Source organism: Solirubrobacter pauli (assembly GCF_003633755.1).
In the GTDB taxonomy this organism is placed as follows: domain Bacteria; phylum Actinomycetota; class Thermoleophilia; order Solirubrobacterales; family Solirubrobacteraceae; genus Solirubrobacter; species Solirubrobacter pauli.
On the sequence record NZ_RBIL01000001.1, the window covers coordinates 2400369 to 2420803 of the forward strand.

23 protein-coding genes and 1 tRNA gene are annotated in these 20435 nt (G+C 70.6%); 18 read left to right on the forward strand and 6 right to left on the reverse strand.

Annotated elements, in window-relative coordinates; all coding sequences use genetic code 11:
* Nucleotides 1-20 precede the first annotated feature (20 nt).
* A tRNA-Ile gene (locus C8N24_RS11375) sits at nt 21-94 on the forward strand.
* 57 nt (nt 95-151) lie between these two features.
* A complete protein-coding gene (locus C8N24_RS11380) occupies nt 152-685 on the forward strand; it encodes a glutathione peroxidase (protein ID WP_121250144.1) in 534 nt (177 codons plus the stop codon).
* Nucleotides 686-691: 6 nt separating this feature from the next.
* On the opposite strand, the gene C8N24_RS11385 is transcribed toward C8N24_RS11380, so the two are convergent.
* Together C8N24_RS11385 and C8N24_RS11390 are read right to left on the reverse strand one after the other, a co-directional pair.
* Nucleotides 692-1354: a response regulator transcription factor gene (locus tag C8N24_RS11385; protein WP_121250145.1), complete on the reverse strand. Its 663-nt coding sequence runs from the start codon at nt 1352-1354 to the stop codon at nt 692-694.
* Nucleotides 1351-2751, reverse strand: a complete 1401-nt coding sequence (locus C8N24_RS11390; RefSeq protein WP_211339921.1) for a sensor histidine kinase — start codon at nt 2749-2751, stop codon at nt 1351-1353. Before C8N24_RS11390 ends, C8N24_RS11385 begins: the two co-directional genes overlap by 4 nt.
* 40 nt (nt 2752-2791) lie before the next feature.
* On the opposite strand from C8N24_RS11390, the gene C8N24_RS11395 reads away from it, so the two are divergent.
* Complete coding sequence (locus C8N24_RS11395; protein WP_211339922.1) at nt 2792-3790, forward strand: DNA adenine methylase; 999 nt, start codon at nt 2792-2794, stop codon at nt 3788-3790.
* 32 nt (nt 3791-3822) lie between these two features.
* The gene (locus tag C8N24_RS11400) at nt 3823-4305 is read left to right on the forward strand and encodes a bifunctional nuclease family protein (protein ID WP_170179235.1); all 483 of its coding nucleotides are present in this window, start codon (nt 3823-3825) and stop codon (nt 4303-4305) included.
* Between the two features lie 19 nt (nt 4306-4324).
* Here the strand turns inward: C8N24_RS11400 and C8N24_RS11405 are convergent, their stop codons facing one another.
* Both C8N24_RS11405 and C8N24_RS11410 read right to left on the reverse strand, forming a co-directional pair.
* Nucleotides 4325-5272: a D-alanine--D-alanine ligase family protein gene (locus C8N24_RS11405; protein ID WP_170179021.1), complete on the reverse strand. Its 948-nt coding sequence runs from the start codon at nt 5270-5272 to the stop codon at nt 4325-4327.
* Nucleotides 5269-6606, reverse strand: a complete 1338-nt coding sequence (locus C8N24_RS11410; protein WP_121250148.1) for an aminotransferase-like domain-containing protein — start codon at nt 6604-6606, stop codon at nt 5269-5271. The genes C8N24_RS11405 and C8N24_RS11410 overlap by 4 nt, the downstream gene beginning before the upstream one ends.
* Before the next feature lie 24 nt (nt 6607-6630).
* Between C8N24_RS11410 and C8N24_RS11415 the strand changes: the two genes are divergently transcribed.
* The gene (locus C8N24_RS11415; RefSeq protein ID WP_147447747.1) at nt 6631-7221 is read left to right on the forward strand and encodes a hypothetical protein; all 591 of its coding nucleotides are present in this window, start codon (nt 6631-6633) and stop codon (nt 7219-7221) included.
* Nucleotides 7222-8697, forward strand: a complete 1476-nt coding sequence (locus tag C8N24_RS11420; RefSeq protein WP_121250150.1) for an alkaline phosphatase family protein — start codon at nt 7222-7224, stop codon at nt 8695-8697. It begins immediately after the preceding gene.
* On the opposite strand, the gene C8N24_RS11425 is transcribed toward C8N24_RS11420, so the two are convergent.
* Nucleotides 8654-9442, reverse strand: coding sequence for a TIGR00282 family metallophosphoesterase (locus C8N24_RS11425; RefSeq protein WP_121250151.1), 789 nt, complete (start codon nt 9440-9442; stop codon nt 8654-8656). The two genes, C8N24_RS11420 and C8N24_RS11425, sit on opposite strands and share 44 nt — an antisense overlap.
* A gap of 22 nt (nt 9443-9464) precedes the next feature.
* Here C8N24_RS11425 and C8N24_RS11430 point away from each other — a divergent pair, with 22 nt between their 5' ends.
* Genes C8N24_RS11430 through C8N24_RS11475 form a run of 10 tightly spaced genes read left to right on the forward strand, consistent with a single transcriptional unit; the run spans nt 9465 to nt 18508 of the window.
* The gene (locus C8N24_RS11430) at nt 9465-10781 is read left to right on the forward strand and encodes an AI-2E family transporter (RefSeq protein ID WP_170179022.1); all 1317 of its coding nucleotides are present in this window, start codon (nt 9465-9467) and stop codon (nt 10779-10781) included.
* Nucleotides 10782-10794: 13 nt separating this feature from the next.
* Nucleotides 10795-11772, forward strand: a complete 978-nt coding sequence (gene hemB, locus C8N24_RS11435; RefSeq protein WP_121250153.1) for a porphobilinogen synthase — start codon at nt 10795-10797, stop codon at nt 11770-11772.
* Nucleotides 11757-12836, forward strand: a complete 1080-nt coding sequence (ahbA, locus tag C8N24_RS11440) for a siroheme decarboxylase subunit alpha (RefSeq protein ID WP_121250154.1) — start codon at nt 11757-11759, stop codon at nt 12834-12836. The genes hemB and ahbA overlap by 16 nt, the downstream gene beginning before the upstream one ends.
* An 11-nt stretch (nt 12837-12847) precedes the next feature.
* Nucleotides 12848-14119 (forward strand): glutamate-1-semialdehyde 2,1-aminomutase, encoded by a 1272-nt coding sequence (gene hemL, locus C8N24_RS11445; protein WP_170179023.1) that lies wholly within the window; start codon nt 12848-12850, stop codon nt 14117-14119.
* Nucleotides 14116-14556 (forward strand): hypothetical protein, encoded by a 441-nt coding sequence (locus C8N24_RS11450; protein WP_121250156.1) that lies wholly within the window; start codon nt 14116-14118, stop codon nt 14554-14556. The genes hemL and C8N24_RS11450 overlap by 4 nt, the downstream gene beginning before the upstream one ends.
* 50 nt (nt 14557-14606) lie before the next feature.
* The gene (locus C8N24_RS11455) at nt 14607-15296 is read left to right on the forward strand and encodes a QcrA and Rieske domain-containing protein (protein WP_245971829.1); all 690 of its coding nucleotides are present in this window, start codon (nt 14607-14609) and stop codon (nt 15294-15296) included.
* Nucleotides 15293-16093 (forward strand): cytochrome b, encoded by an 801-nt coding sequence (locus tag C8N24_RS11460; protein ID WP_121250157.1) that lies wholly within the window; start codon nt 15293-15295, stop codon nt 16091-16093. The genes C8N24_RS11455 and C8N24_RS11460 overlap by 4 nt, the downstream gene beginning before the upstream one ends.
* 1 nt (nt 16094) lies before the next feature.
* Complete coding sequence (locus tag C8N24_RS11465) at nt 16095-16844, forward strand: menaquinol-cytochrome c reductase cytochrome b/c subunit (RefSeq protein WP_121250158.1); 750 nt, start codon at nt 16095-16097, stop codon at nt 16842-16844.
* A gap of 9 nt (nt 16845-16853) precedes the next feature.
* Nucleotides 16854-17534, forward strand: coding sequence for a class I SAM-dependent methyltransferase (locus C8N24_RS11470; RefSeq protein ID WP_121250159.1), 681 nt, complete (start codon nt 16854-16856; stop codon nt 17532-17534).
* A complete protein-coding gene (locus tag C8N24_RS11475) occupies nt 17534-18508 on the forward strand; it encodes a polyprenyl synthetase family protein (protein ID WP_121250160.1) in 975 nt (324 codons plus the stop codon). Before C8N24_RS11470 ends, C8N24_RS11475 begins: the two co-directional genes overlap by 1 nt.
* Here C8N24_RS11475 and C8N24_RS11480 read toward each other — a convergent pair.
* Complete coding sequence (locus tag C8N24_RS11480) at nt 18505-18936, reverse strand: hypothetical protein (RefSeq protein ID WP_121250161.1); 432 nt, start codon at nt 18934-18936, stop codon at nt 18505-18507. The two genes, C8N24_RS11475 and C8N24_RS11480, sit on opposite strands and share 4 nt — an antisense overlap.
* 160 nt (nt 18937-19096) lie before the next feature.
* On the opposite strand from C8N24_RS11480, the gene C8N24_RS11485 reads away from it, so the two are divergent.
* On the forward strand, nt 19097-19369 hold the full coding sequence (locus C8N24_RS11485) for a Sec-independent protein translocase subunit TatA/TatB (RefSeq protein ID WP_121250162.1): 273 nt from the start codon (nt 19097-19099) through the stop codon (nt 19367-19369).
* Nucleotides 19370-19435: 66 nt separating this feature from the next.
* On the forward strand, nt 19436-20434 hold the full coding sequence (tatC, locus tag C8N24_RS11490) for a twin-arginine translocase subunit TatC (protein WP_121250163.1): 999 nt from the start codon (nt 19436-19438) through the stop codon (nt 20432-20434).
* The last annotated feature ends 1 nt before the right edge of the window (nt 20435 follow it).

Here is a 20435-nt window from a genome sequence, read left to right on the forward strand (position 1 = left end):
TCGCTATCATGCCGCCTCGCGGGCGATTAGCTCAGTCGGTTAGAGCGCTTCTCTGATAAGGAAGAGGTCCCTGGTTCGAATCCAGGATCGCCCACTCGCAAAGGCCACCTCCGGGTGGTCTTTCTCGTTCTCGGCGCCGTAAGGTGGACGCATGGGTCTCCTCTCGACCGCGAAGCTCTATCTCCAGCGCACGGAGACCGTCGACGCGCCCACGGACCTCTACGAGCACGAGATCGGCCTGCTCGAGGGCGGCACGCTCGACCTGCGCACGCTGCGCGGCAACCCGACGCTGATCGTCAACACGGCGAGCAAGTGCGGCCTCACGCCGCAGTTCGAAGGCCTGCAGGCGCTCTACGACCGCTTCGGGAGCCAGGGCCTGCAGGTCGTCGGCAGCCCGTCGGGCGACTTCGCCGCCCAGGAGCTTGACGACGCGGACGCGATCAGTGGGTTCTGCCAACGCAACTACGGCGTCACGTTCACGATGACCGAGAAGGTCTCCGTGCGCGCGAACCCGCACCCGCTCTGGGGCGACCTGGCCCGCCAGCCGAACTCCGGCCCGCCGACCTGGAACTTCTCCAAGTACCTCGTGGGTGCCGACGGCCGGCTGCTCGCGCGCTTCTCCTCGACGACGAAGCCCGACTCCTCGCGGCTCACCGCCGCGATCGAAGCGGCGCTCCACGCGTGAGGACGACTAGGGCTTGAGCCGGTAGCCGATGCCCCGCACGGTCTCGAATCGCTCGGAGCCGAGCTTGCGACGCAGGTAGCCGACGTAGACGTCGACGACGTTCGAGCCTGGGTCGAAGTCGTAGCCCCACACGTGCGAGAGCAGCTGCTCGCGCGTGAGCACCTGGCCGGGATGGCGGAGGAACGTCTCCAGCAGCGAGAACTCCTTGGCGGTCAGCTCGGCCTCGCCGTCGTCGGCCGCGGCCCGCCGTGTGCGGACGTCGAGCGTGATGCCGCCGGCCGACAGGATCAGCGTCGGCGGCTCGCCACCCGCCTGGCGCAGCCGCGCCCGCACGCGTGCCAGCAGCGCGTCGAACACGAACGGCTTGGTCACGTAGTCGTCGGCGCCGAGGTCGAGGCCCGTGACCATGTCCTCGACCTCGTCGCGCGCGGTCAGGACGAGCACCGGGAGCCGCTCCTGGCGGGCCTGGAGCGCCCGCAGCACCGCGAAGCCGTCCTGCCCGGGCAGCCCGATGTCCAAGATCAGGAGGTCGAACTCCGCGGCGCGAGCGAGGTCCGCGGCGCGGTCCCCGTCCTCGCAGACCGTCGTCGTGTACCCCGCGGCCCGCAGGCCCTTCACGAGGAACGACGACAGCCGCGGCTCGTCCTCGGCGATCAGGATGCGGCTCAACGGGACACCTCCGGTCCGGCTAACGGCACGACGACAGTGAACGTGGCGCCGGCGCCCGCCGGGCTCGAAAGAGTGGCGCGACCGCCGTGGGCCTCGGCGATGGCGCGGACGATGGCGAGGCCGAGCCCGGCGCCCTCGGACCGCCGACGGCTCCCGGCCGCGCGCGCGAAGCGCTCGAACACGCGCGCCTGGTCCTCCTCCGAGACGCCCGGGCCGCTGTCGCGCACCCACAGCGCCGCCTCGTCGCCGTCGACGGAGCTCCCGATCCAGATCACGTCGCCGTCCTGCGTGTGCTGGACGGCGTTCTGCGCGAGCCCCATCACCGCCTGCGTGAGCCGCTGCCGGTCGGCCTGCAGCACCGCCTCACCCCGCGCCTCGAGCGCCCACGCCCGGCGGCCCAGCCCGGCGGCCTTGTCGAGCAGCTCGTCGGTCAAGGCGCCGAGCTCGACCTCGCCCACGCGCAGGAAGTCGCTGCGCTCGGCCTTGGCCAGCAGCAGCAGGTCGTCGACGAAGCGGCTCATGCGGTCCAGCTCGTCGGTGACGAGCGCGATCGTCTCGCGCCGCTCGTCGGGGTCGTCGCCGAGCAGCTCGAGGTGGCCGCGGACGATCGTGATCGGCGTGCGCAGCTCGTGCGAGGCGTCGCTCACGAACGCCCGCTGGGAGGCGAACGCGCCCTCGAGCCGGTCGACCATCGCGTTGAACGTCCGCGAGAGCTCCGCGATCTCGTCGTTGCCGGAGACCGGGATGCGTCGCGTGAGATCGGTTTCCGAGATCGACCGGGCGGTGTCGTCGAGCGCCCGCAGCGGCGCCAGCAGGCGGCCGGCCACGACCCAGGCGAGCGCGGACGCGATCAGCAGCACCGAGAGCAGCACCAGCGTGGCCAGCCGCATGGCTTCCATGACGTCGTCGCGCTCCGCGCTCAGGTCGGCGGCGACCACGAACACGCCGCGCGGCTCGGTCCCCGTCTGGGGCACCGGGACGGCGAGGTAGCGAACGGTCTCCGTGGGCGTCTCGACCTCGCCGCGCTCGGGATCGCGCAGCGTCCCCCAGCGCGCGGTCTCGCCGCCGAGCGAGAGGCGCCCGCCCCGGCCACCGGAGATCGTCTTGAACAGTCGCCCATCGACGAACATCACGACCGTCTCGTCCGGGGCGAGGACGTTGCGGGCCTCGTAGAGCCGGAACAGGGCGGCGAGCGAGCCGCCGTCGCTGACGGAGGCGAGCTGGCGGAACTCCTCGACCTCCTGCTGCAGCGACTCGTCCAGGCGGTCGTCGGCCCGCACGACGAGCACCTCGTAGATGGCGACGACCGACACGACGGTCGAGAACGCCATCAGCACGACGAACGCGGCGAGGATGCGCGTGCGGGCGCCGCCGAAGATCCGCCGTCGAAGACCCAAGGGCAGGAACGCTAGGGGGAACGGCTAAGGAAGCGCTTACGTGCGCGCCTACCCGCGGATTCGCTTCATGGGCTCCAAGTACCGGCTCGCACCGCGGCTGGCGGAGGTGTTCGCCTCGCTGCCGCCCGGCCCGGCGATCGACGCCTTCAGTGGCAGCGGCGTCGTGGCTTACACGCTCAAGGCGAGCGGCCGCGAGGTGCTGGCCAACGACATGCTCGTGTTCACCAGCACGCTGGCCGAGGCGCTCGTGGCCAACGCCGATGAGCAGCTCACCGACGCCGACGTGGCCCGCATCTGCTCGCCCAGCCGCGACGGACGCGACTTCATCGCCAGCACGTTCGACGGCCTGTACTTCCCGCCGAGCGACCACGCGTTCCTCGACAGCGCGTGGTCGCACATCGACGAGCTGGAGGGCGCGAAGCGCGCGCTGGCCCTGAGCGCGCTCTGCCTCGCGGCCGCGCAGAAGCAGCCGCGCGGCGTGTTCACGGTGACGACGCCCCGCTACGACGACGGGCGCCGGCAGCTGCGCATGAGCCTGCAGGAGCTGTTCGTCGAGGCCGTCGGGCGTTGCAACGCCGCCGTGATCCCCGGCCGGGCCCGCGCGCGCTGCGGCGACGTGTTCGACGTGAACGAGCCCGCCGCCGTCGCCTACCTGGACCCGCCGTACGCGCCGCCCCGCGACGACACGTGCTACGTCAAGCGCTACCACTTCCTCGAAGGCCTGGCGACCTACTGGCGCGGGCAGGAGATCATGTGGGAGACCCGCACGCGCAAGCTGGCCAAGCGCCACACGCCGTTCGCCTCCAAGCGCACCGCACCCGACGCGCTGGACCGGCTGTTCGACCACTTCCGCGCCGCCGACGCGCTCGTCGTCTCCTACGGCTCGAACGCCGCGATCTCCGGCGACGAGCTGGAGGCGCTGATCGGCCGGCATCGCCGCTCCGTCGAGCGGATCGAGCTCGAGCACCGGTACGCGTTCGGGACCCACGCGACCGCGCAGCGGCGGGCCGCGACCGAGTACGTCTTCGTCGGCCGCTGAGCCGGCGGGGTAGACTCACGCAGGTGCAGGAGATGGTGATCTACGGCGTGAGCTTCGACATGGTCGGCAAGCAGCCGATCGTGCTTTTGAAGGCCGTCGACACGAACAAGTTCCTTCCGATCTGGATCGGGCATCCAGAGGCGGCGGCGATTTTGATGAAGCTCCAGGGGGCGTCGACGCCGCGGCCGATGACGCACGATCTCCTGTTCGACATGCTCGGGGAGCTCGAGGTCACGTGCACGCGCGTCTCGGTCACCGAGCTGCGCGAGAACACGTTCTACGCGTCGATCACGCTGTCAGTGAACGGACGCGAGGTCGAGATCGACTCGCGGCCCAGCGATGCGCTGGCGCTCGCCGTGCGCTCCGGCGCGCCGATCTTCGCCGCCGAGGACGTCATCGCCGAGTCCGCGATCGAGTTCGAGCACGAGGTCGAGGACACCGAAGAGGTCGTCGACAAGTTCAAGGAGTTCCTGGACCGCGTGACGCCGGAGGACTTCGCCGGCGGCGATACGTAGGTAGGCCGCGACCTCAGGCTCAGGGCGCGAGCGAGCGCGCGACCGCGAGGTCCAGCACGCGGGCCACGAAGTCGTCGAAGCCGATCCCGGCCGCGTCGGCGGCCAGCGGCAGCAGCGACGTGTCCGTCAGACCCGGGATCGCGTTCGCCTCGAGCACGGTGAGGTCGTCGCCGTCGGTCATCAGGTCCACACGGGCGAAGCCGGAGCAGCCCAGCACGCGCCACGTCGCCAGCGCGAGCGCCTGCGCGCGGGCGGCCAGCTCCTCCGACAGGTCCGCCGGGCAGACGAACCGCGTGCGCCCGATCTCGTAGCGCGACTCGAAGTCGTAGAAGTCCTCCTCCGTCGGGATCGCCTCCACGACGGGGAGTGCCTGCGGCCCGTCCGGCCCGTCGATGATCGAGACGGCGAGGTCACGCCCGGGCACGTAGCGCTCGAGCAGGATCTTCGAGTCGTACGAGAAGGCCGACACGAGCGCGTTGGGCACGTCGGCGGCGCTGCTGGCGAACTTGATGCCCAGCGCCGAGCCCTGGCCCGCGGGCTTGACGACGATCGGGAAGTCCAGCCGCTCCTCGATCACCGGCAGCGCCTTGGCTGCGCCGAGCTCGCCGAACGCGGCCTGGGAGAACGCGTAGAAGTCGGGCGTGGGGATGCCGGCGTCGCGCAGCGCGTGCTTGGCCACGACCTTGTCCATGCAGCGGATGCAGGCGCCGGGGCGGGAGGCCGTGTAGGGGACGCCGACGAGCTCCAGGAGCTCCTGGACCGTGCCGTCCTCGCCGCCGCGGCCGTGCAGCGCGACGAACGCCACGTCCGGGCGCTCGGCCTGCAGGCGCGTGACCAGGTCGGCGCCGACGTCGATCGGCAGCACCTCGTGCCCAAGCCGCGCAAGGGCGTCCTCCACGCGGGCGCCCGAGCGCAGCGACACGGTGCGCTCCAGCGAGGAGCCGCCCTTGAGGACCGCGACCTTCACGACGCTTCCCGCCGCCGGAACTCGACCACGTCGGCGCCGCGCTTCGGCGCGGGCTTGTGGCCGGTCAACGTGCCGTAGAGGCTGACCTGCTCGGCCACGACCTTGCCGATCCGGCGCACGCCCTCGCGGATCTCGTCCTCGTTGACGCCGCTGAAGTTCAGCCGCATCTCCGAGCCGCCGCGGCCGTCCAGGTAGGCCGCCCGGCCCGGGACGAACGCCACGTGCTCGCGCAGCGCGCGCGCCAGCAGGTCGGTCGTGTCGATGTAGTCGGGCAGCTTCGCCCACAGGAACAGGCCGCCCTGGGGGCGCGTGAACGTCGCCTCGGCGGGCAGGTGCTCCTCCAGCGCCTCCAGCATCACGTCACGCCGGCGGCGGTAGATCTGCCGCAGCTGCGCGAGGTAGGTGCGCCAGTCACGGTGCTGGAAGTAGGCCGCGACGAAGTACTGGTTCAGCGGCGAGGAGCACAGGTCGGCGGCCTGCTTGCCGAGGTTCAGCCGCTCCAGGATCGGCTTCGGCGCGGCCGCCCAGCCCAGCCGCAGGCCCGCGGAGAGGATCTTCGAGAACGTGCCGAGGTAGATCACGTAGCGGCCGCCGTCGAGCGAGTAGAGCGTCGGCAGCGGCTCGCCCTCGTAGCGCAGCAGCCCGTACGGGTTGTCCTCGAGGATCACGAGCTCCTGCTCGGCGGCGATCGTGACCAGCGCGCGCCGGCGCTCCAGCGACATCGTCACGCCGCCCGGGTTCTGGAAGTTCGGGATCGTGTAGATGAACTTGGGCCGGCGCCCCTCGCTCTTCAGGCGCGCGAGCGTCTCCTCGAGCACGTCCATGCGCATGCCGTGCTCGTCCATCGCGATCTGCACGACGTCGGCCTGGAAGGAGTTGAAGCACGGCACCGCGCCGGGATACGTCGGCGCCTCGGCGACCACGACGTCGCCCGGATCGAGGAAGGCGCGGCAGACGAGGTCGATCACCTGCTGGCCGCCGGTCGTGACCATGACGTCGTCGACCTCGGCCTCGGAGCCCTCGGCCGCCATCACCTCGACGATGCACCGGCGCACGTCGTCCAGGCCGTCCGTCGGGCCGTACTGGAGCGCCGCGGCGCTGGAGTCGACGGCCACGCGGGACATCAGCCACGCGAAGTCCTCGGCCGGGAACGTGGTGGTGTCCGGCAGGCCGGTGGCGAGCGAGATCACCTCGGGCCGCGCGGTCACGGCCATCATGTCCCGCATCGCGGAAGACGTCATCCCACGCGTGCGCTTGGCGAACAGGCCGCCGTAGCGCTCGATCTCGTGCGCGCTGGACGGGGGCCGGTTCGGGGGTGTCTCGTCTATCGTCATCGGCCGCGACTGAACGCTAGCGCCATGGACTATCTCTTTGCTCTCTTGCAGGGTCTCGGCATCGCTGCGGCGATCGGGATCCGACCCTTCCTCCCGGTGCTGCTCGCAGGAGCACTCGCCGCTGCCGACCTCGGGATCGACTTCGAGGACACGGCTTTCTCTTTCCTGGAGTCGACCGGATTCCTGCTCGCGATGCTCGCTTTGGTCGCGCTGTTCGGGTTCGTGGAGCGTCGCCGCGTCGCCGAGGCGAGCGAGCGCAGCCCGATGGTGATCGCGCTGCTCGTGCTGGCGCTCGCGCTCGGCGCCATGGAGGCCGCGGGCTCGATCGACGACGTCTCGGCCGACTGGTGGCCCGGCATCCCGCTCGGCCTCGCCGGCGCCGCACTCGGCTTCGCGGCCGCCCGCTCGCTGTTCGGCCGCGTGCGAGCGCGCCTCGACCAGGAGGCCCAAGGCGCGCTGCCCGTCTACGCGGAGGGCGCCGCGCTGCTCACGGCCGGGCTCTCGATCCTGTTCCCGCCGCTCGCGATCCTCCTCGTCGCCGGCCTTGCCTGGCTGATGCTCGGTGGTCGCCGCCGGCAGGGCGAGAAGTACGCGGGCCTGCGGATCCTGCGCTAGATGCCCAAGAAGCTCGTCCTCGCGGTCATCGACGCGATGAAGCCCGCGATGTTGGAGCGGGCGATCGCGACGGGCCGCGCGCCGACGCTGCAGCTGCTGATCGAGCGCGGCCAGTACACGGACGAGTGCGTGGCCGCGTTCCCGTCGGTGACGCCCGTGTGCGCCGCGTCGATCGCGACGGGCACCGGCCCGAGCGAGCACGAGATCCCCGCCATGAACTGGTGGCACCGGGGCGAGGACCGCTACGTCGAGTACGGGACCAGCTTCGGCGCCAGCCGCGCCTTCGGCATCCGCCAGTCGCTGACGGACACGATCTACAACATGAACCTCGAGCACCTCTCGCGGGACGTGAAGACCGTGTTCGAGCACCTGGACGACGCGGACATCCGCACGGCCGGGACGACGTACCTGATGTACCGTGGCCGCCACCGCCACGAGCCGTCGGTGAGCACCGCGCTCTCGCGTCTGGCCCACACGGCGTTCGGCCTGCCCACGTGGGGCCCGAAGGAGCTCTTCTACGCGGACATGTTCGCGTCCCGCAAGACGTCCTGCCGCTCGCAGCTGGGCCTGCCGGGCGTGCGCGACCAGCACTCGGGCTGCGTGTCGGAGTTCATGGTCCAGCAGGACCTGTTCGACTTCCTGCTGCTGTCGCTGCCCGACAACGACACGCACTCGCACAAGTACGGGCCGTTCGCCCAGGTCGACTCGATCGCCGCCGCCGACAAGCAGATCGCCCGCGTGATGGATGCCGCCGGCGGTCCGGACCGCTTCCTCGAGGACCACGCGGTGATCGTCTGCAGCGACCACTCGCAGTCCAAGGTCGAGGGCGAGATCGACCTGTTCCGCGCGTTCGACGGCTTCGGCCTGCGCGCCGCCCAGCGGCCGCGCGAGGACGACGAGATCGCCGTCTGCCCGAACTCCCGCGCCGCGCAGGTCTACGTGCTCGACCGCGACCGGCGCCGCCAGCTGATCCCGCGCATCGAGCGCACGCTGCTGGCGCTCGAGGGCGTGGACCTGACGATGCGGATGGGCGACCACCCCGACGGGGAGGCGATCGTCCGCGGCGAGCGCTCACGCGGCGTGAAGGAGCTGCGCTTCGCCCCGCGCGGCGAGCTCAGCGACGCCCGCGGGGAGCGCTGGAGCGTCGAAGGGGACCTGGACCTGCTCGGCCTCAAGGTCGAGGACGACCAGATCCGCTCGGCCACCTATCCGGACGCGCTGAGCCGCGTCTGGAGCGCCCTGCGCTGCCACACGACGGGCGAGGTCCTCGCCTCGGCCCGCCCGGGCTACGAGTTCCTCGACTGGGGCGGCGCGCACCACGTCGGCGGCGGCTCCCACGGCTCGCTGCACGCCAACGACTCCAACGCCGTCCTGATCTGGACCGGCACCGGTCCGGAGAAGGCCTCCAAGGAGCAGTGGGCACTGCGGGACATCACGCCGATGGCGCTGCAGCACTTCGGAGTATCTGCCGGATAGCCGCCGCCTTGCGCGGCCCGGCGCTCTCGACGAAGACCCCCATCAGCCACGGGTCGACCTCGCTCGGCTCGTAGCGCATCGGCATGTGCGTGCGCATGACCGCGATCGACTGCTCCTTCTTCATGCCGATCACGCCGCCGCGCGCGCCGGTCATGCCGACGTCGGTGATGTAGGCCGTCCCGCCCGGCAGGACGCGGAAGTCCGCGGTCGGCACGTGCGTGTGCGTCCCGACGACCGCCGTCACCTTGCCGTCCAGGTACCAGCCAAGCGCGACCTTCTCGCTCGTGACCTCCGCGTGCATGTCGACGAGGATCTGGTCGCAGTGCGCCACCTCGCGCAGCGCGGCGTCGACGGCCACGAGCGGCGGGGAGCCGGCCTGCAGGTGCACGATCCCTGACAGGTTGACCACGCCGAGCGTCGTCCCGCCCGCTTCGACGATCGTCGTCCCGCGGCCGGGCTGGGTCGGCAGGTAGTTGTACGGCCGGACGATCCGCCGCTCGTCGGCCAGGTAGGGCCAGATCTCACGGTGGCGGAAGGTGTGGTTGCCGAGCGTGATCGCGTCCACGCCGAGCTTGAGCAGCTCGTCGGCTTCCTTGGGCGTGATGCCGATCCCGCCCGCGGCGTTCTCGCCGTTGACGACCACGAAGTCGGGCGCGAGCTCCTCGCGCAGGCCCGGCAGCAGCTCGCGCAGCACGCGCCGTCCGGCGCGGCCGACGACGTCGCCGATGAAGAGGATGGAGGTGATCCCTAGAAGCTATCGTCGCGGCATGGCCGCGGATGCGCGCGAAGAGGCGCCGGAGGGCGCGGAGCCGACCGAGCCGCCGCCGCCCGTCCCGCCCGCGCGGGTCGAGCCGGTGCTCGTGCCGCGCTGGGTCCAGCTCGTGCTGCTGCCGCTCGCGGTCGTCGGGGCCTTCATGCTGCTCAAAGCCGCCGGCCACGTCCTGCTGCTGTTCACGATCGCCGGGCTGATCGCGCTGCTGCTGAACCCGCTCGTCGCGCTCGTGCAGCGCGCCCGGATCCCGCGCGGGCCGTCCGTCGCGATCGTGATGGTGGGCGTCGTCGCGTTCATCACCGGCGTCGGCTTCCTGCTGGCGGACCCCGTGTCCGACCAGGTGTCCGCGCTTCAGCGCGAGATCCCCGGCTACGTCGACGACGCCAACGGCGCGCTCGCCGACCTCCAGGACTGGCTGGACCGGCGCGGGGTCGAGGTCGAGATCAAGCAGGAGGGCGAGACCGCCCTGCAGACGATCGGCGAGCGGCTCACCGGCGGCGCCGGCGAGGTCGTCGGCTTCACCCGCGACGCGGTCCAGCGGCTCGTCGAGGCGAGCATCGCGCTGATCCTGATCATCGTCCTCTCGATCTACATGCTCATCTACGGCGAGCGGATCGGCTCGATGACCCGTGCGCTGTTCCCGCCGGGCGACGGCACGCCCGAGGACGACTTCCCGACCCGCGTCCAGGGCGCGCTGTTCGGCTACGTCCGCGGCCAGTTCCTGTTCAGCCTGATCATGGGCACGAGCGCCGGGTTGATGCTCTACGTGCTCGGCTCGTTCGGGATCTTCCCCGAGGGCAAGACCTATGCGGTCGCGTTCGGCGCGTGGTTCGGGATCGCGGAGCTGATCCCGTACATCGGCCCGGCGATCGGCGGCTTCCCGCCCGTGCTGATCGCCGCGCTCAGCGACGACCCGCTCGACGCGGTCTGGCTGATCATCGCCTTCACCGCGCTGCAGCAGCTGGAGGGACACGTCGTCGCGCCCAACGTGTTCGGCTCGGCGCTGCAGCTCAACCCGCTGCTGGTGATCTTCGCGCTGCTGCTGGGCGGCGAGATCGCGGGGTTCATCGGCGCCTTCATCGCGCTTCCCCTGGCCGCGATCGTGCGTGAGACCGTGGTCTACACCCACCGCCACATCCGCTTCCAGCGTTGGGACCTGCCGGCCGCCGAGGCGCCCCCGCCGCCGGCCGGTGAGCCGTGTCCCGAATGTGGTGAGCCGATCCCGCGCGGTGCCGCGGAATGTCCCGCGTGCGGGACCGAGCTGGGTGATTCCGAGCACGCAGTGTCAGCTTCGGCTACAGCCCCGGGATAACCTGGGGTTCCGTATGGCCTTTCCCGCCACCCGGCTCCGCCGCCTGCGGCAGACGAGCGTGTTGCGCGACCTCGTGCGTGAGACCGAGCTGCGCGTCTCCCAGCTCGTCTATCCGATGTTCGTCGTGGCGAACGGACCCAAGCGCACGCCGATCCCGGAGCTGCCGGGCATCGACCACCTCAGCATCGACGGTGCCGTCGAGGAGGCGGGCATCGTCCAGTCGCTGGGCATCCCGGCCGTGCTGCTGTTCGGCTTGCCCGCCTCCAAGGACGAGGAAGGTTCGGGGGCGTGGGACGAGGAAGGCGTCATCCAGCTCGCCACGCGGGCGATTAAGTCCGCGTATCCGGACCTCTTGGTCATCACCGACCTCTGCCTGTGCGAATACACGTCGCACGGGCACTGCGGCGTGCTGCGCGCGGACGGCGTCGTCGACAACGACCTGACGCTGGACCTGCTGGCCCGGACCGCCGTGGCGCAGGCGGAGGCCGGCGCCGATGCCGTCGCTCCGAGCGACATGATGGACGGACGGGTCGGCGCCCTGCGCGCCGCGCTCGACGGGCACGGCCTGTCCGAGACGCCGATCATCGCCTACAGCGCCAAGTTCGCCTCGGCGTTCTACGGCCCGTTCCGCGTCGCGGCGGACTCCACGCCGCAGTCGGGCGACCGCAAGGGCTACCAGATGGATCCGGCCAACGCGCTAGAAGCGGTGCGTGAGGCCAAGCTCGACGTCGAGGAAGGCGCCGACATCGTGATGGTCAAGCCCGCGTTGCCGTACCTGGACATCATCCGGCGGGTCAAGGATGAGACGAACATGCCCGTCGCCGCGTACAACGTGAGCGGCGAGTACGCGATGCTCAAGGCGGCCGCCGCGCAGGGCCTGCTCGACGAGAAGGCGGCGGTCCTGGAGGCGCTCACCGGGATCCGGCGCGCCGGTGCGGACATCGTGATCACCTACCACGCGAAGGACGTCGCGAAGTGGCTAACCCAGTAGCTCGGTCCAAGGTCCGGTCCCGCAAGGACGGCTCGGCCGTGCCGCTGGACGAGACCGACAAGAAGCTCCTCAACCTCATGCAGGGCTCGTTCGCGCTCCGGCCCGACCCGTTCGCGGGCGTGGCCGAGAAGGCGGGCATCCCGGAGGCGGAGGTCCTCGAGCGCGTCCAGTACCTGCTCGACAAGCGGATCATCCGGGAGATCACGCCGATCTTCGACACCCGGGCGCTCGGCTACGAGTCGATGCTGGTCGCGGCGAAGGTCGACGCGGAGCACCCGCACCGCGCGGCGCAGTTCATCAACTCGCACCCCGGCGTCACGCACAACTACCTGCGCAACCACGAGTTCAACCTGTGGTTCACGCTCGCCGTCGAGCCCGACTCCACGCTCGGCCTGCAGGGCACGCTCGACGTGATGGCGGCCAAGACCGGCGCCGAGTCGATCCGCCAGCTGCCGACGCTCAAGCTCTTCAAGATCCGCATGGACCTGGAGATGGAGGGCGGTACCGACGCGCTCAAGACGGCCGGCGAGGCGGTCGAGCCGCTGGAGCTGGACCCGATCGAGCTCAACGAGCTCGACATCGCGGTCATCAAGGCCAGCCAGGGTCCGATGGAAGTGCGCAGCGACGCCTTCGCGCCGGCCGCCGAGAAGCTCGGCCTGCCGGTCGAGCACGTGCTCGCGCGCCTCGAGTCGCTGCAGGAGCGCGGCGGGCTGCGCCGCGTCGCAGCGATCCTCTACCACCGCCGCGCCGGCTTCAGCGCCAACGGGATGGGCGTGTGGGCGGTCCCCGAGGGCGAGATCCTCGACACGGGCCGGCAGATGGCGGCGTTCCGCGGCATCTCGCACTGCTACCAGCGCCCGACCTACGCCGACTGGCCCTACTCCGTCTTCACGATGGCCCACGGCCGCTCGAAGGAGGAGTGCGACGCGATCCTCGACAAGATCGCCGAGGACACCGGGATCACCGAGCGCGCGACGCTCTACTCGAGCACCGAGTTTAAGAAGGTCCGGATGCTGTATTTCACGGACGCCTTCAAGCGCTGGGAACAGGAGAACGGGTCATAAGCGCCTCGTCTTTGTCCGACACGCGCTCGTCCGAGCTCTATCGGCGGGCGTTGCACGTCCTTCCCGGCGGGGTCAACTCGCCGGTGCGGGCGATGCGTGCGATCGGACGCGACCCGATCTTCGTCGAGCGCGCCTCCGGCGCCGAGCTCACCGACGTCGACGGCAACGTCTACGTCGACTACGTGTGCTCCTGGGGCCCGCTCATCCACGGCCACGCGCACCCCGAGATCCTCGAGGCGGTCATCACCGCCGCCGCCAACGGCACGTCCTACGGCGCTCCGACCGCGGGTGAGGTCGAGCTCGCGGAGGCCGTCAGCGCGCGCATGCCGGCCGTCGACATGCTGCGCATGACGTCGTCGGGCACCGAGGCCTCGATGAGCGCGATCCGTCTCGCCCGCGCCGCCACCGGCCGCGAGAAGGTGCTCAAGTTCGCCGGCGCCTACCACGGGCATGTGGACGGCCTCCTGGCGGCCGCCGGCTCCGGCCTGGCCACCCAGGGCATCCCCTCCTCGCCCGGCGTGCCCGCGGGCGCGGCCGCGGCGACCGTCGTGGTGCCCTGGAACGACGAGGAGGCGGTCAAGGTCGCGTTCGCCGAGCACGAGCTGGCGGCGGTGCTGGTCGAGCCCTATCCGGCCAACATGGGCCTGATCCCGCCCGCGCCCGGGTTCCTGGAGCTGCTGCGCGACCTCTGCACGGGCTACGAGTCCCTGCTCGTCTTCGACGAGGTCATCACCGGCTTCCGGGTCGCCCCGGGCGGCGCGCAGGAGCTCACGGGCGTCCTGCCGGACCTGACCGTGATGGGCAAGATCATCGGCGGTGGCCTCCCGGCCGCGGCGTTCGGTGGTCCCGCCGCGCTGATGGAGCGGATCGCTCCGGCCGGCGACGTCTACCAGGCCGGCACGCTGAGTGGGAACCCGCTCGCGGTCGCCGCGGGTCGCGCCACGCTCGCGCTGCTCGACGAGCAGGCCTACATGTCGCTGAGCACGACCACCCGCGCGCTCGCCGACGGCCTGCGCGAGGCCGCGGGCGACCATCCGATCTCGGTGACCTCGACCACGGGCCTCGTGACCGTCTTCTTCGCGGCGGAGCCGCCCACGGACTACGCGAGCGCCGCCGCCTGCGACCTCGAGACCTACGGGGCCTGGTGCCGCGCGCTGCTGGCGCGCGGCGTCTACCCGCCGGCCTCGCAGTTCGAGGCGTGGTTCCCCTCCACCGCCCACACCGCCGACCACATCGCCCGCACCGTCGAGGCGGCCGCGGCGGCGTTCGCCGAGGTCCTATGACCGCCCTCCACCGGCTGGCCGCGGAGCTGCGCGACGAAGGCGGGATCCTCGCCGAGACCGTCGTCGAGTCGGACGCGGCGACACCGCACGGCGACGTCGTGGCGGCCAAGGGCGACAGCTACCCGCTGCTCGTCGAGGCGATCCGCGAGGGCTACCTGCAGCACTACGGCGCGGGCCGCGTCGTCCAGCCGGACGACGCCGACCTCGCGCTGCTCGCCGGTGATCGCCTGTACGCGCTCGGCCTCGAGCGCCTCGCGGCGACCGGAGACCTCGAAGCCGTGGCCGAGCTGGCCGACGTCATCGCGCTCTGCGCGCAGGCGCACGCCGAAGGCGACCCGGCCCGTGCCGAGGCCGTCTGGACCGCTGGCGCAGCCGCGGTTGCAGGAGGTCCGTCACCTGACCACGAAGCCACGAAACGCCAGTGGCGGGGCGCCTGAAGCTCCCGTCCAACCGTCCTTAACCCATCGAGCGATATCGTTCCAGCCCCTTGCCTGAGAGTCGCAAAGAGCCGAAGTCGAAGTACACGGCCGACCGCAATATCCCCGGCGCCTTTGAAGGCGAGACGGTCACGCGGCGCCGCTTCATGACGCTGACCACGCACGCCGCGGGTGGAATCGCCACCGCGGCGGTGCTCCTGCCCGCCCTCGGCTTCGCCGCCGGCTCGGCCCTCTTCGACCGCGCGCCGGTGCTGTGGACGCCAGTCGGCAAGCCCGAGGACTTCCCGGACGACAACTACCTGCCGCGGGTCGTGACGCTCACGCAGGGCATCGGCGAAGTCGGCAAGGCCACGGTCTACGTCCGGCGCTTCAACCCGGAGTTCGACGCCCAGGAGGGCATGCCGGCGCCGCCGGAGACCGACGCCCCGGTGATCGTGCTCTCCAGCCGTTGCATGCACCTCGGCTGCCCGATCCGCTGGACGGCGGCCGCCGAGCGCTTCATCTGCCCGTGCCACGGCGGTGTGTACGGCTTCAACGGCGAGGTCGTCGGCGGCCCGCCGGTCCGCCCGCTCGATCGCTTCTACACCCGCCTGCGCAACGGCCAGGTCGAGGTCGGTCCGCGCTACTCGGTCAACTCGGAGTTCAGGCGCTTCCCGAGCTACCGCGACCCGGGTCAGCCGCTGGACGGCATCGGCCAGTACCTCTACCCGGGGCGTTTCTCGACGCCGAAGAACCCATGAAGCTGACCCTTCCCAAGCCACCGCTCCCGAAGCGCTTCCAGGAGAAGCCGGATCGTCCCGGCGCCGCGCCCAAGCTCACGAAGCTCGAGCAGCTGCGCGAGGGCGGCATCACCGCCGCCGACTTCGTGGACGAGCGCGCGTCGCTGTCGGGTGGCCTGCGCTGGATGATGTTCCGGAAGGTCCCGAAGGGCACCAACTGGTTCTACACGCTGGGCTCGGCGACGATGTTCGCCTTCGTCTCCCAGGCCATCACGGGCGTCTTCCTGGCGATGTACTACACGCCTTCGGCGACGCAGGCCTACGAGTCCGCGCGCCACATCACCAACGACGTCTTCCTCGGCGAGTTCGTGCGCGGCATGCACAAGTGGGGCTCGACGGTCATGGTGATCCTGATCTTCTTGCACATGGCGAGGACGTTCTTCTTCGGCGCGTACAAGTACCCACGCGAGCTGCAGTGGATCATCGGCGTCGTGCTCGTGATCCTCACGTTCGTGATGTCGCTGACGGGCTACCTGCTGCCGTTCGACCAGCGCTCCTACTGGGCGACGATCGTGGCCGCGAACATCAACGGCACGGGTCCCTTCGTGGGTCCGTTCCTGTCGGACTTCCTCCGAGGCGGTGGTGACTTCGGCGCCACGACCTTGTCGAGGTTCTACGCCATCCACATGATGCTCGTGCCCGGGTTGATCGCGGCGCTGATCGGTGCGCACCTCTACCTCGTCGCCCGCCTCGGGACCACGGCACCACCGTGGATCCGCGCGGACGTCGACGAGAAGCTCCGCGAGGAGCAGGTCTGACATGAATCAGCGTGAGAAGGAGGAATACCTCCGCGAATACGCGCTCCTGAAGGCGAAGGGGAAGCCGTTCTTCCCGTACGCCGTCGCCAAGGACGCGGTGATGATGGTCTTCGTGATGGTCGTGATCATCACGATGTCGATCGTCCTCGGCGCTGAGCTGGGGCCGAAGGCCGACCCGACGACGACGACGTACGTGCCGCGTCCGGAGTGGTACTTCTTCTTCCTCTTCGAGCTGCTGCGCGTGATCAAGCCGCCGGAGCTCGTGCCGTTCGCGACCATCGGCGTGCCGACGGTCTGCATGATCCTGCTCTTCCTGCTGCCGTTCATCGACCGCGGGCCGGAGCGTCGTCCGGAGCGCCGGCCGATCGCGACGATCGCGGGCATCCTGGTGATCTTCTCGATGGGCTACCTGACCTACCTCGGTGCGGCGGCCGGTTCGCCGAACTCGATCGAGATGGAGGTCGCGCCCGAGTACGAGAAGGGCAAGGTCGTCGTGGCCCAGTCCGGCTGCCTCGCCTGTCACAAGATCGGCGAGAACGGCGGCGACCTCGGTCCGCACCTGACGACGATCGGCGCGGTGCTCGACAAGGGCGCGATCCGGCGCACGCTGGACAACCCCACGGCGCCGATGCCGTCCTTCGCGGGCCTGCCCGAGGAGAAGAAGGCGGCGATGGTCGACTTCCTCGCCTCGCTCAAGGGCGACGAGCCGACGAAGGGCACCCAGAAGCGCGAAGACGCAGAGGCGGGGTAGCGGCGGCATATGGCCGCCGGGCCCGGCACGCTCCCCGCAGACTCCGTGCGGGCGATGTTCGATCGCATCGCCGGGGTCTACGACGTCATGAACACCGTCATGACGGCGGGGCTGCACCACCGTTGGCGGTCGCGCGCGGTTGACCTCGCGCGCGTCGGCCCCGGAACGCGCGCGCTGGACGTGGCCGCTGGCACGGGCGACCTCGCGATCGAGATCGCCTCCCGCGGCGGCGACGTGGTCGGCTCGGACTTCTCCGAGGGGATGCTCGACCGTGCGCGCGTGAAGGCGCCGGGGCTCACCTGGGAGCAGGCCGACGCGACCGCGCTCCAGTACGCCGACGACACGTTCGACGCCGCGACCGTCGGCTTCGGCGCCCGCAACTTCAGCGACCTGCCGCAGGGACTGCGGGAGATGGTCCGCGTCGTCAAGCCGGGCGGGCGCGTCGTGATCCTGGAGATCACGACGCCGCAGAAGCCGCCCTTGTCAACCTTCTTCTCGCTGTGGTTCGATCGCATCGTGCCGCTGATGGGTCGCTTCGATGACGCCTACACGTACCTCCCGGCGTCCGTGAAGCGCTTCCCGGGCCCGGAGGCGCTCGCGGGCGAGCTCGTGGCCGCGGGGTGCAAGGACGTCGGCTGGATCCTCACGGCCGGCGGGATCATCGCCATCCATCACGGAACGGTTGGTTAGTGGCTTCCGCTGAGGCGGTCGCCGCGGTGGTGGAAGCCGGGGGCGCGCACGTCCCTGGGCTGATGGACGCGCTGGAGGCGCGGCTGCGGGTCGTCGCCAAGTCCCACGGCGCCACGCTCGGCGAGCACGCCTGCGCGACGATCGAAGCCGGCGGCAAGCGCCTGCGCCCGCTGCTCGTGTTCGTCGCCGCCGGTCCGTCCGCGTCCGGTCACGACGCGGCGCTGCGGGCCGCCGTGGCCGTGGAGCTCGTGCACAGCGCGACGCTCGTCCACGACGACGTGCTCGACGCCGCGGTCCTGCGCCGCGGCCGCCCGACCGTCGTCGCGTCCGCGGGCCGGTCGATCGCGACCGCCACGGGCGACCTGCTGTTCTCGCGCGCGTTCGCCGAGCTGGCGGGCGGCGGGTCCGCGCAGGCCGTCCGCGTGTTGTCGGACGCCTCCTCCGCTCTGGTCCAGGGTGAGCTGCTGCAGCGCGAGGACGCCTGGCAGCTGCAGACCACGCGTGAGCGCTACCTGCGCCGGTGTGACCTCAAGACCGCCCGGCTGTTCCGCGCGGCGTGCGAGCTCGGCGCCCTGGCGGGCGGCGGCAACGCGCCGCTGCTGGGGGAGTTCGGCGAGCGGATCGGCATCGCGTTCCAGCTCCTGGACGACGTGCTCGACGTCAGCGGGCCGGCGGAGCGGACGGGCAAGCACCGTGGCACCGATCTGCTCGACGGCACCGTGACGCTGCCGCTGATCCTCGCGCGCGAGCGGGATCCGGAGCTCGCGAAGCTGGACCTGCGGGCCGTGCGCACGCCGGAGCAGGCCGAGAGCGTGTGCGACGCGATCGCGGCCACCGGAGCCTTGGAAGAGGCGCGCCGGAGCGCGCTGGCGATGGTCGCCGAGGCGAAGGCGGAGTTGGCGGCGCTGCCCGAGGCGTCGCAGCAGGCGGCGCTCGAGCTCGTGGCCGACGGCGTCGTCGACCGCTACCGCTAGAAGTCTTCGGGCAGGATCGCGCCGGCCTCGAGCGCGGCTCCGAAGCGGTCGGCCTCGGCCTCCATGTTCGCCTGCACGAGGCGACGGAGGTCCTTGACGAGCGCGTCGGTGCCGACGTCCAGGTGCTCGTCGAAGCGGTCGACGGTGGCCTGGTCGTACGTGCCGATCTCGTTCCACTCGCAGTTCGGGCAGCGGAGCTCGACCTCCCAGTGCGTCGGGGAGGCCTCCTCCCAGTCCACCGGGTACACCAGATCGCGATCGCACTCGGGGCAGACGCTGAGGTCCACCGGCGGCTGCGGAGCGGGCCCGGCGGCCGGGGCGGGGGCCTCGGCGGCGAGCGGCTCGAAGTAGACGACCTCGATCTGCCGCCCCGAAGGCAGCGTGACGCGTCGGACGTACTGGCCGTTGGAGTTCGTGGGCTGGCTCATGGGTCTGGTCGCTTCAGAAGGGTGTGTGGGCAGAACCGACTTGCTCCCACGGTGATCGGCGTCGTGTTCACGAACTTGACCGAACCGCGACGCCTGATGCCGCTAGCCTTTGACCAAGGGACGCCAGTCCATCCCGAAGCGACCTGCGGAGAGAAGCACGATGCCTAACATCGGACCCCTGGAGCTCGCGATCGTGTTCGTGATCGTGCTCCTGATCTTCGGGCCGAAGCGTCTGCCCGGTCTCGGCCGTCAGCTCGGCACCGGCATGCGCGAGTTCAAGGACTCGATCACCGGGAGCGGCAAGAACGACCGCGACGACGATGACGAGGACTACCGCGACGACCGCGCGAAGGTCGAGAGCGCGCTCGGTCGCCCGGAGGGCGAGAAGGCGCCGCTGGCCGATGAGCCGGCGCGCGAGCACACGCCCCGATAGCGAAGGCGTACATCCCCTCCGCCCCACCCCGATCATCCGTCCTTAACTGCGCGGTGTCGGTCCTCCATGGCTAGTGCGCTGCGATCCGTCGCGCACGACGATCGCCTGAGCCTCGTCGAGCACCTCACGGAGCTCCGCGTCCGGATCGTCGTCTGCCTCGTGGCCTTCATCGCCGCGACGGTGGTCTGCTTCGTCTTCAACCAGACCGTCCTCGACGTGCTCAACGACCCGTTGACGTCGACGGTCGACCAGGGCAACCGCGACCCGATCCAGCAGGGCGCCGGCTTCGACCAGGAGATCTCCAAGGTCCTGGCCAGCAACGCTGCGGTCTTCCGCGCGCTCGCGGCGCGCGAGGACGACACCGGCGCCAAGACCGCGCTGATCGACGCCGCCGAGGAGAACGAGCGGGTCGCGAAGCTCGCGCCGGAGGTCACCGCCCGCAAGCCGGTCACCCTGGGCGTGTCCGAGCCGTTCATGCAGACGCTCAAGGTCGCCGCCTACGCCGGCCTGCTGATCTCGCTGCCACTGATCCTCTACCAGGTGTACGCGTTCGTCCTGCCCGCGTTCTCCCCCCGCGAGAAGCAGGTGGCGCTCCCCGCCATGTTGGCAGTGCCGTTCCTGTTCATTGGGGGAGTCGTCTTCGGCTACTTCACGGTCGTGCCGAGGGCGATCGAGTTCCTCCAGAACTTCAACACGGACCAGTTCGACGTGCTGATCCAGGCACAGCCGTACTACAAGTTCGTGCTCATGCTCCTGATCGCGATGGGGCTGCTTTTCCAGATCCCCGTTGCGATCGTGGCCGTCACGCGGGTCGGGATCGTCTCCACCAGCCAGCTCGCGCACAACCGGCGCTACGCGATCCTGGCCATCGCCGTGGCGGCGATGCTCCTCCCCGGACAGGACCCGATCACGATGGGGCTGATGATGGCCCCTATGTACGTTTTATTTGAGGCCTCTATTCTGTTCTCCTGGCTGCTAGACCGGCGCGCGGGTCGTGCCGCCCCGGAGGACCTCGAAGATCTTGAGGACTCTGAGCCAGAGCACCTCACCATCGATCGGGACTAGT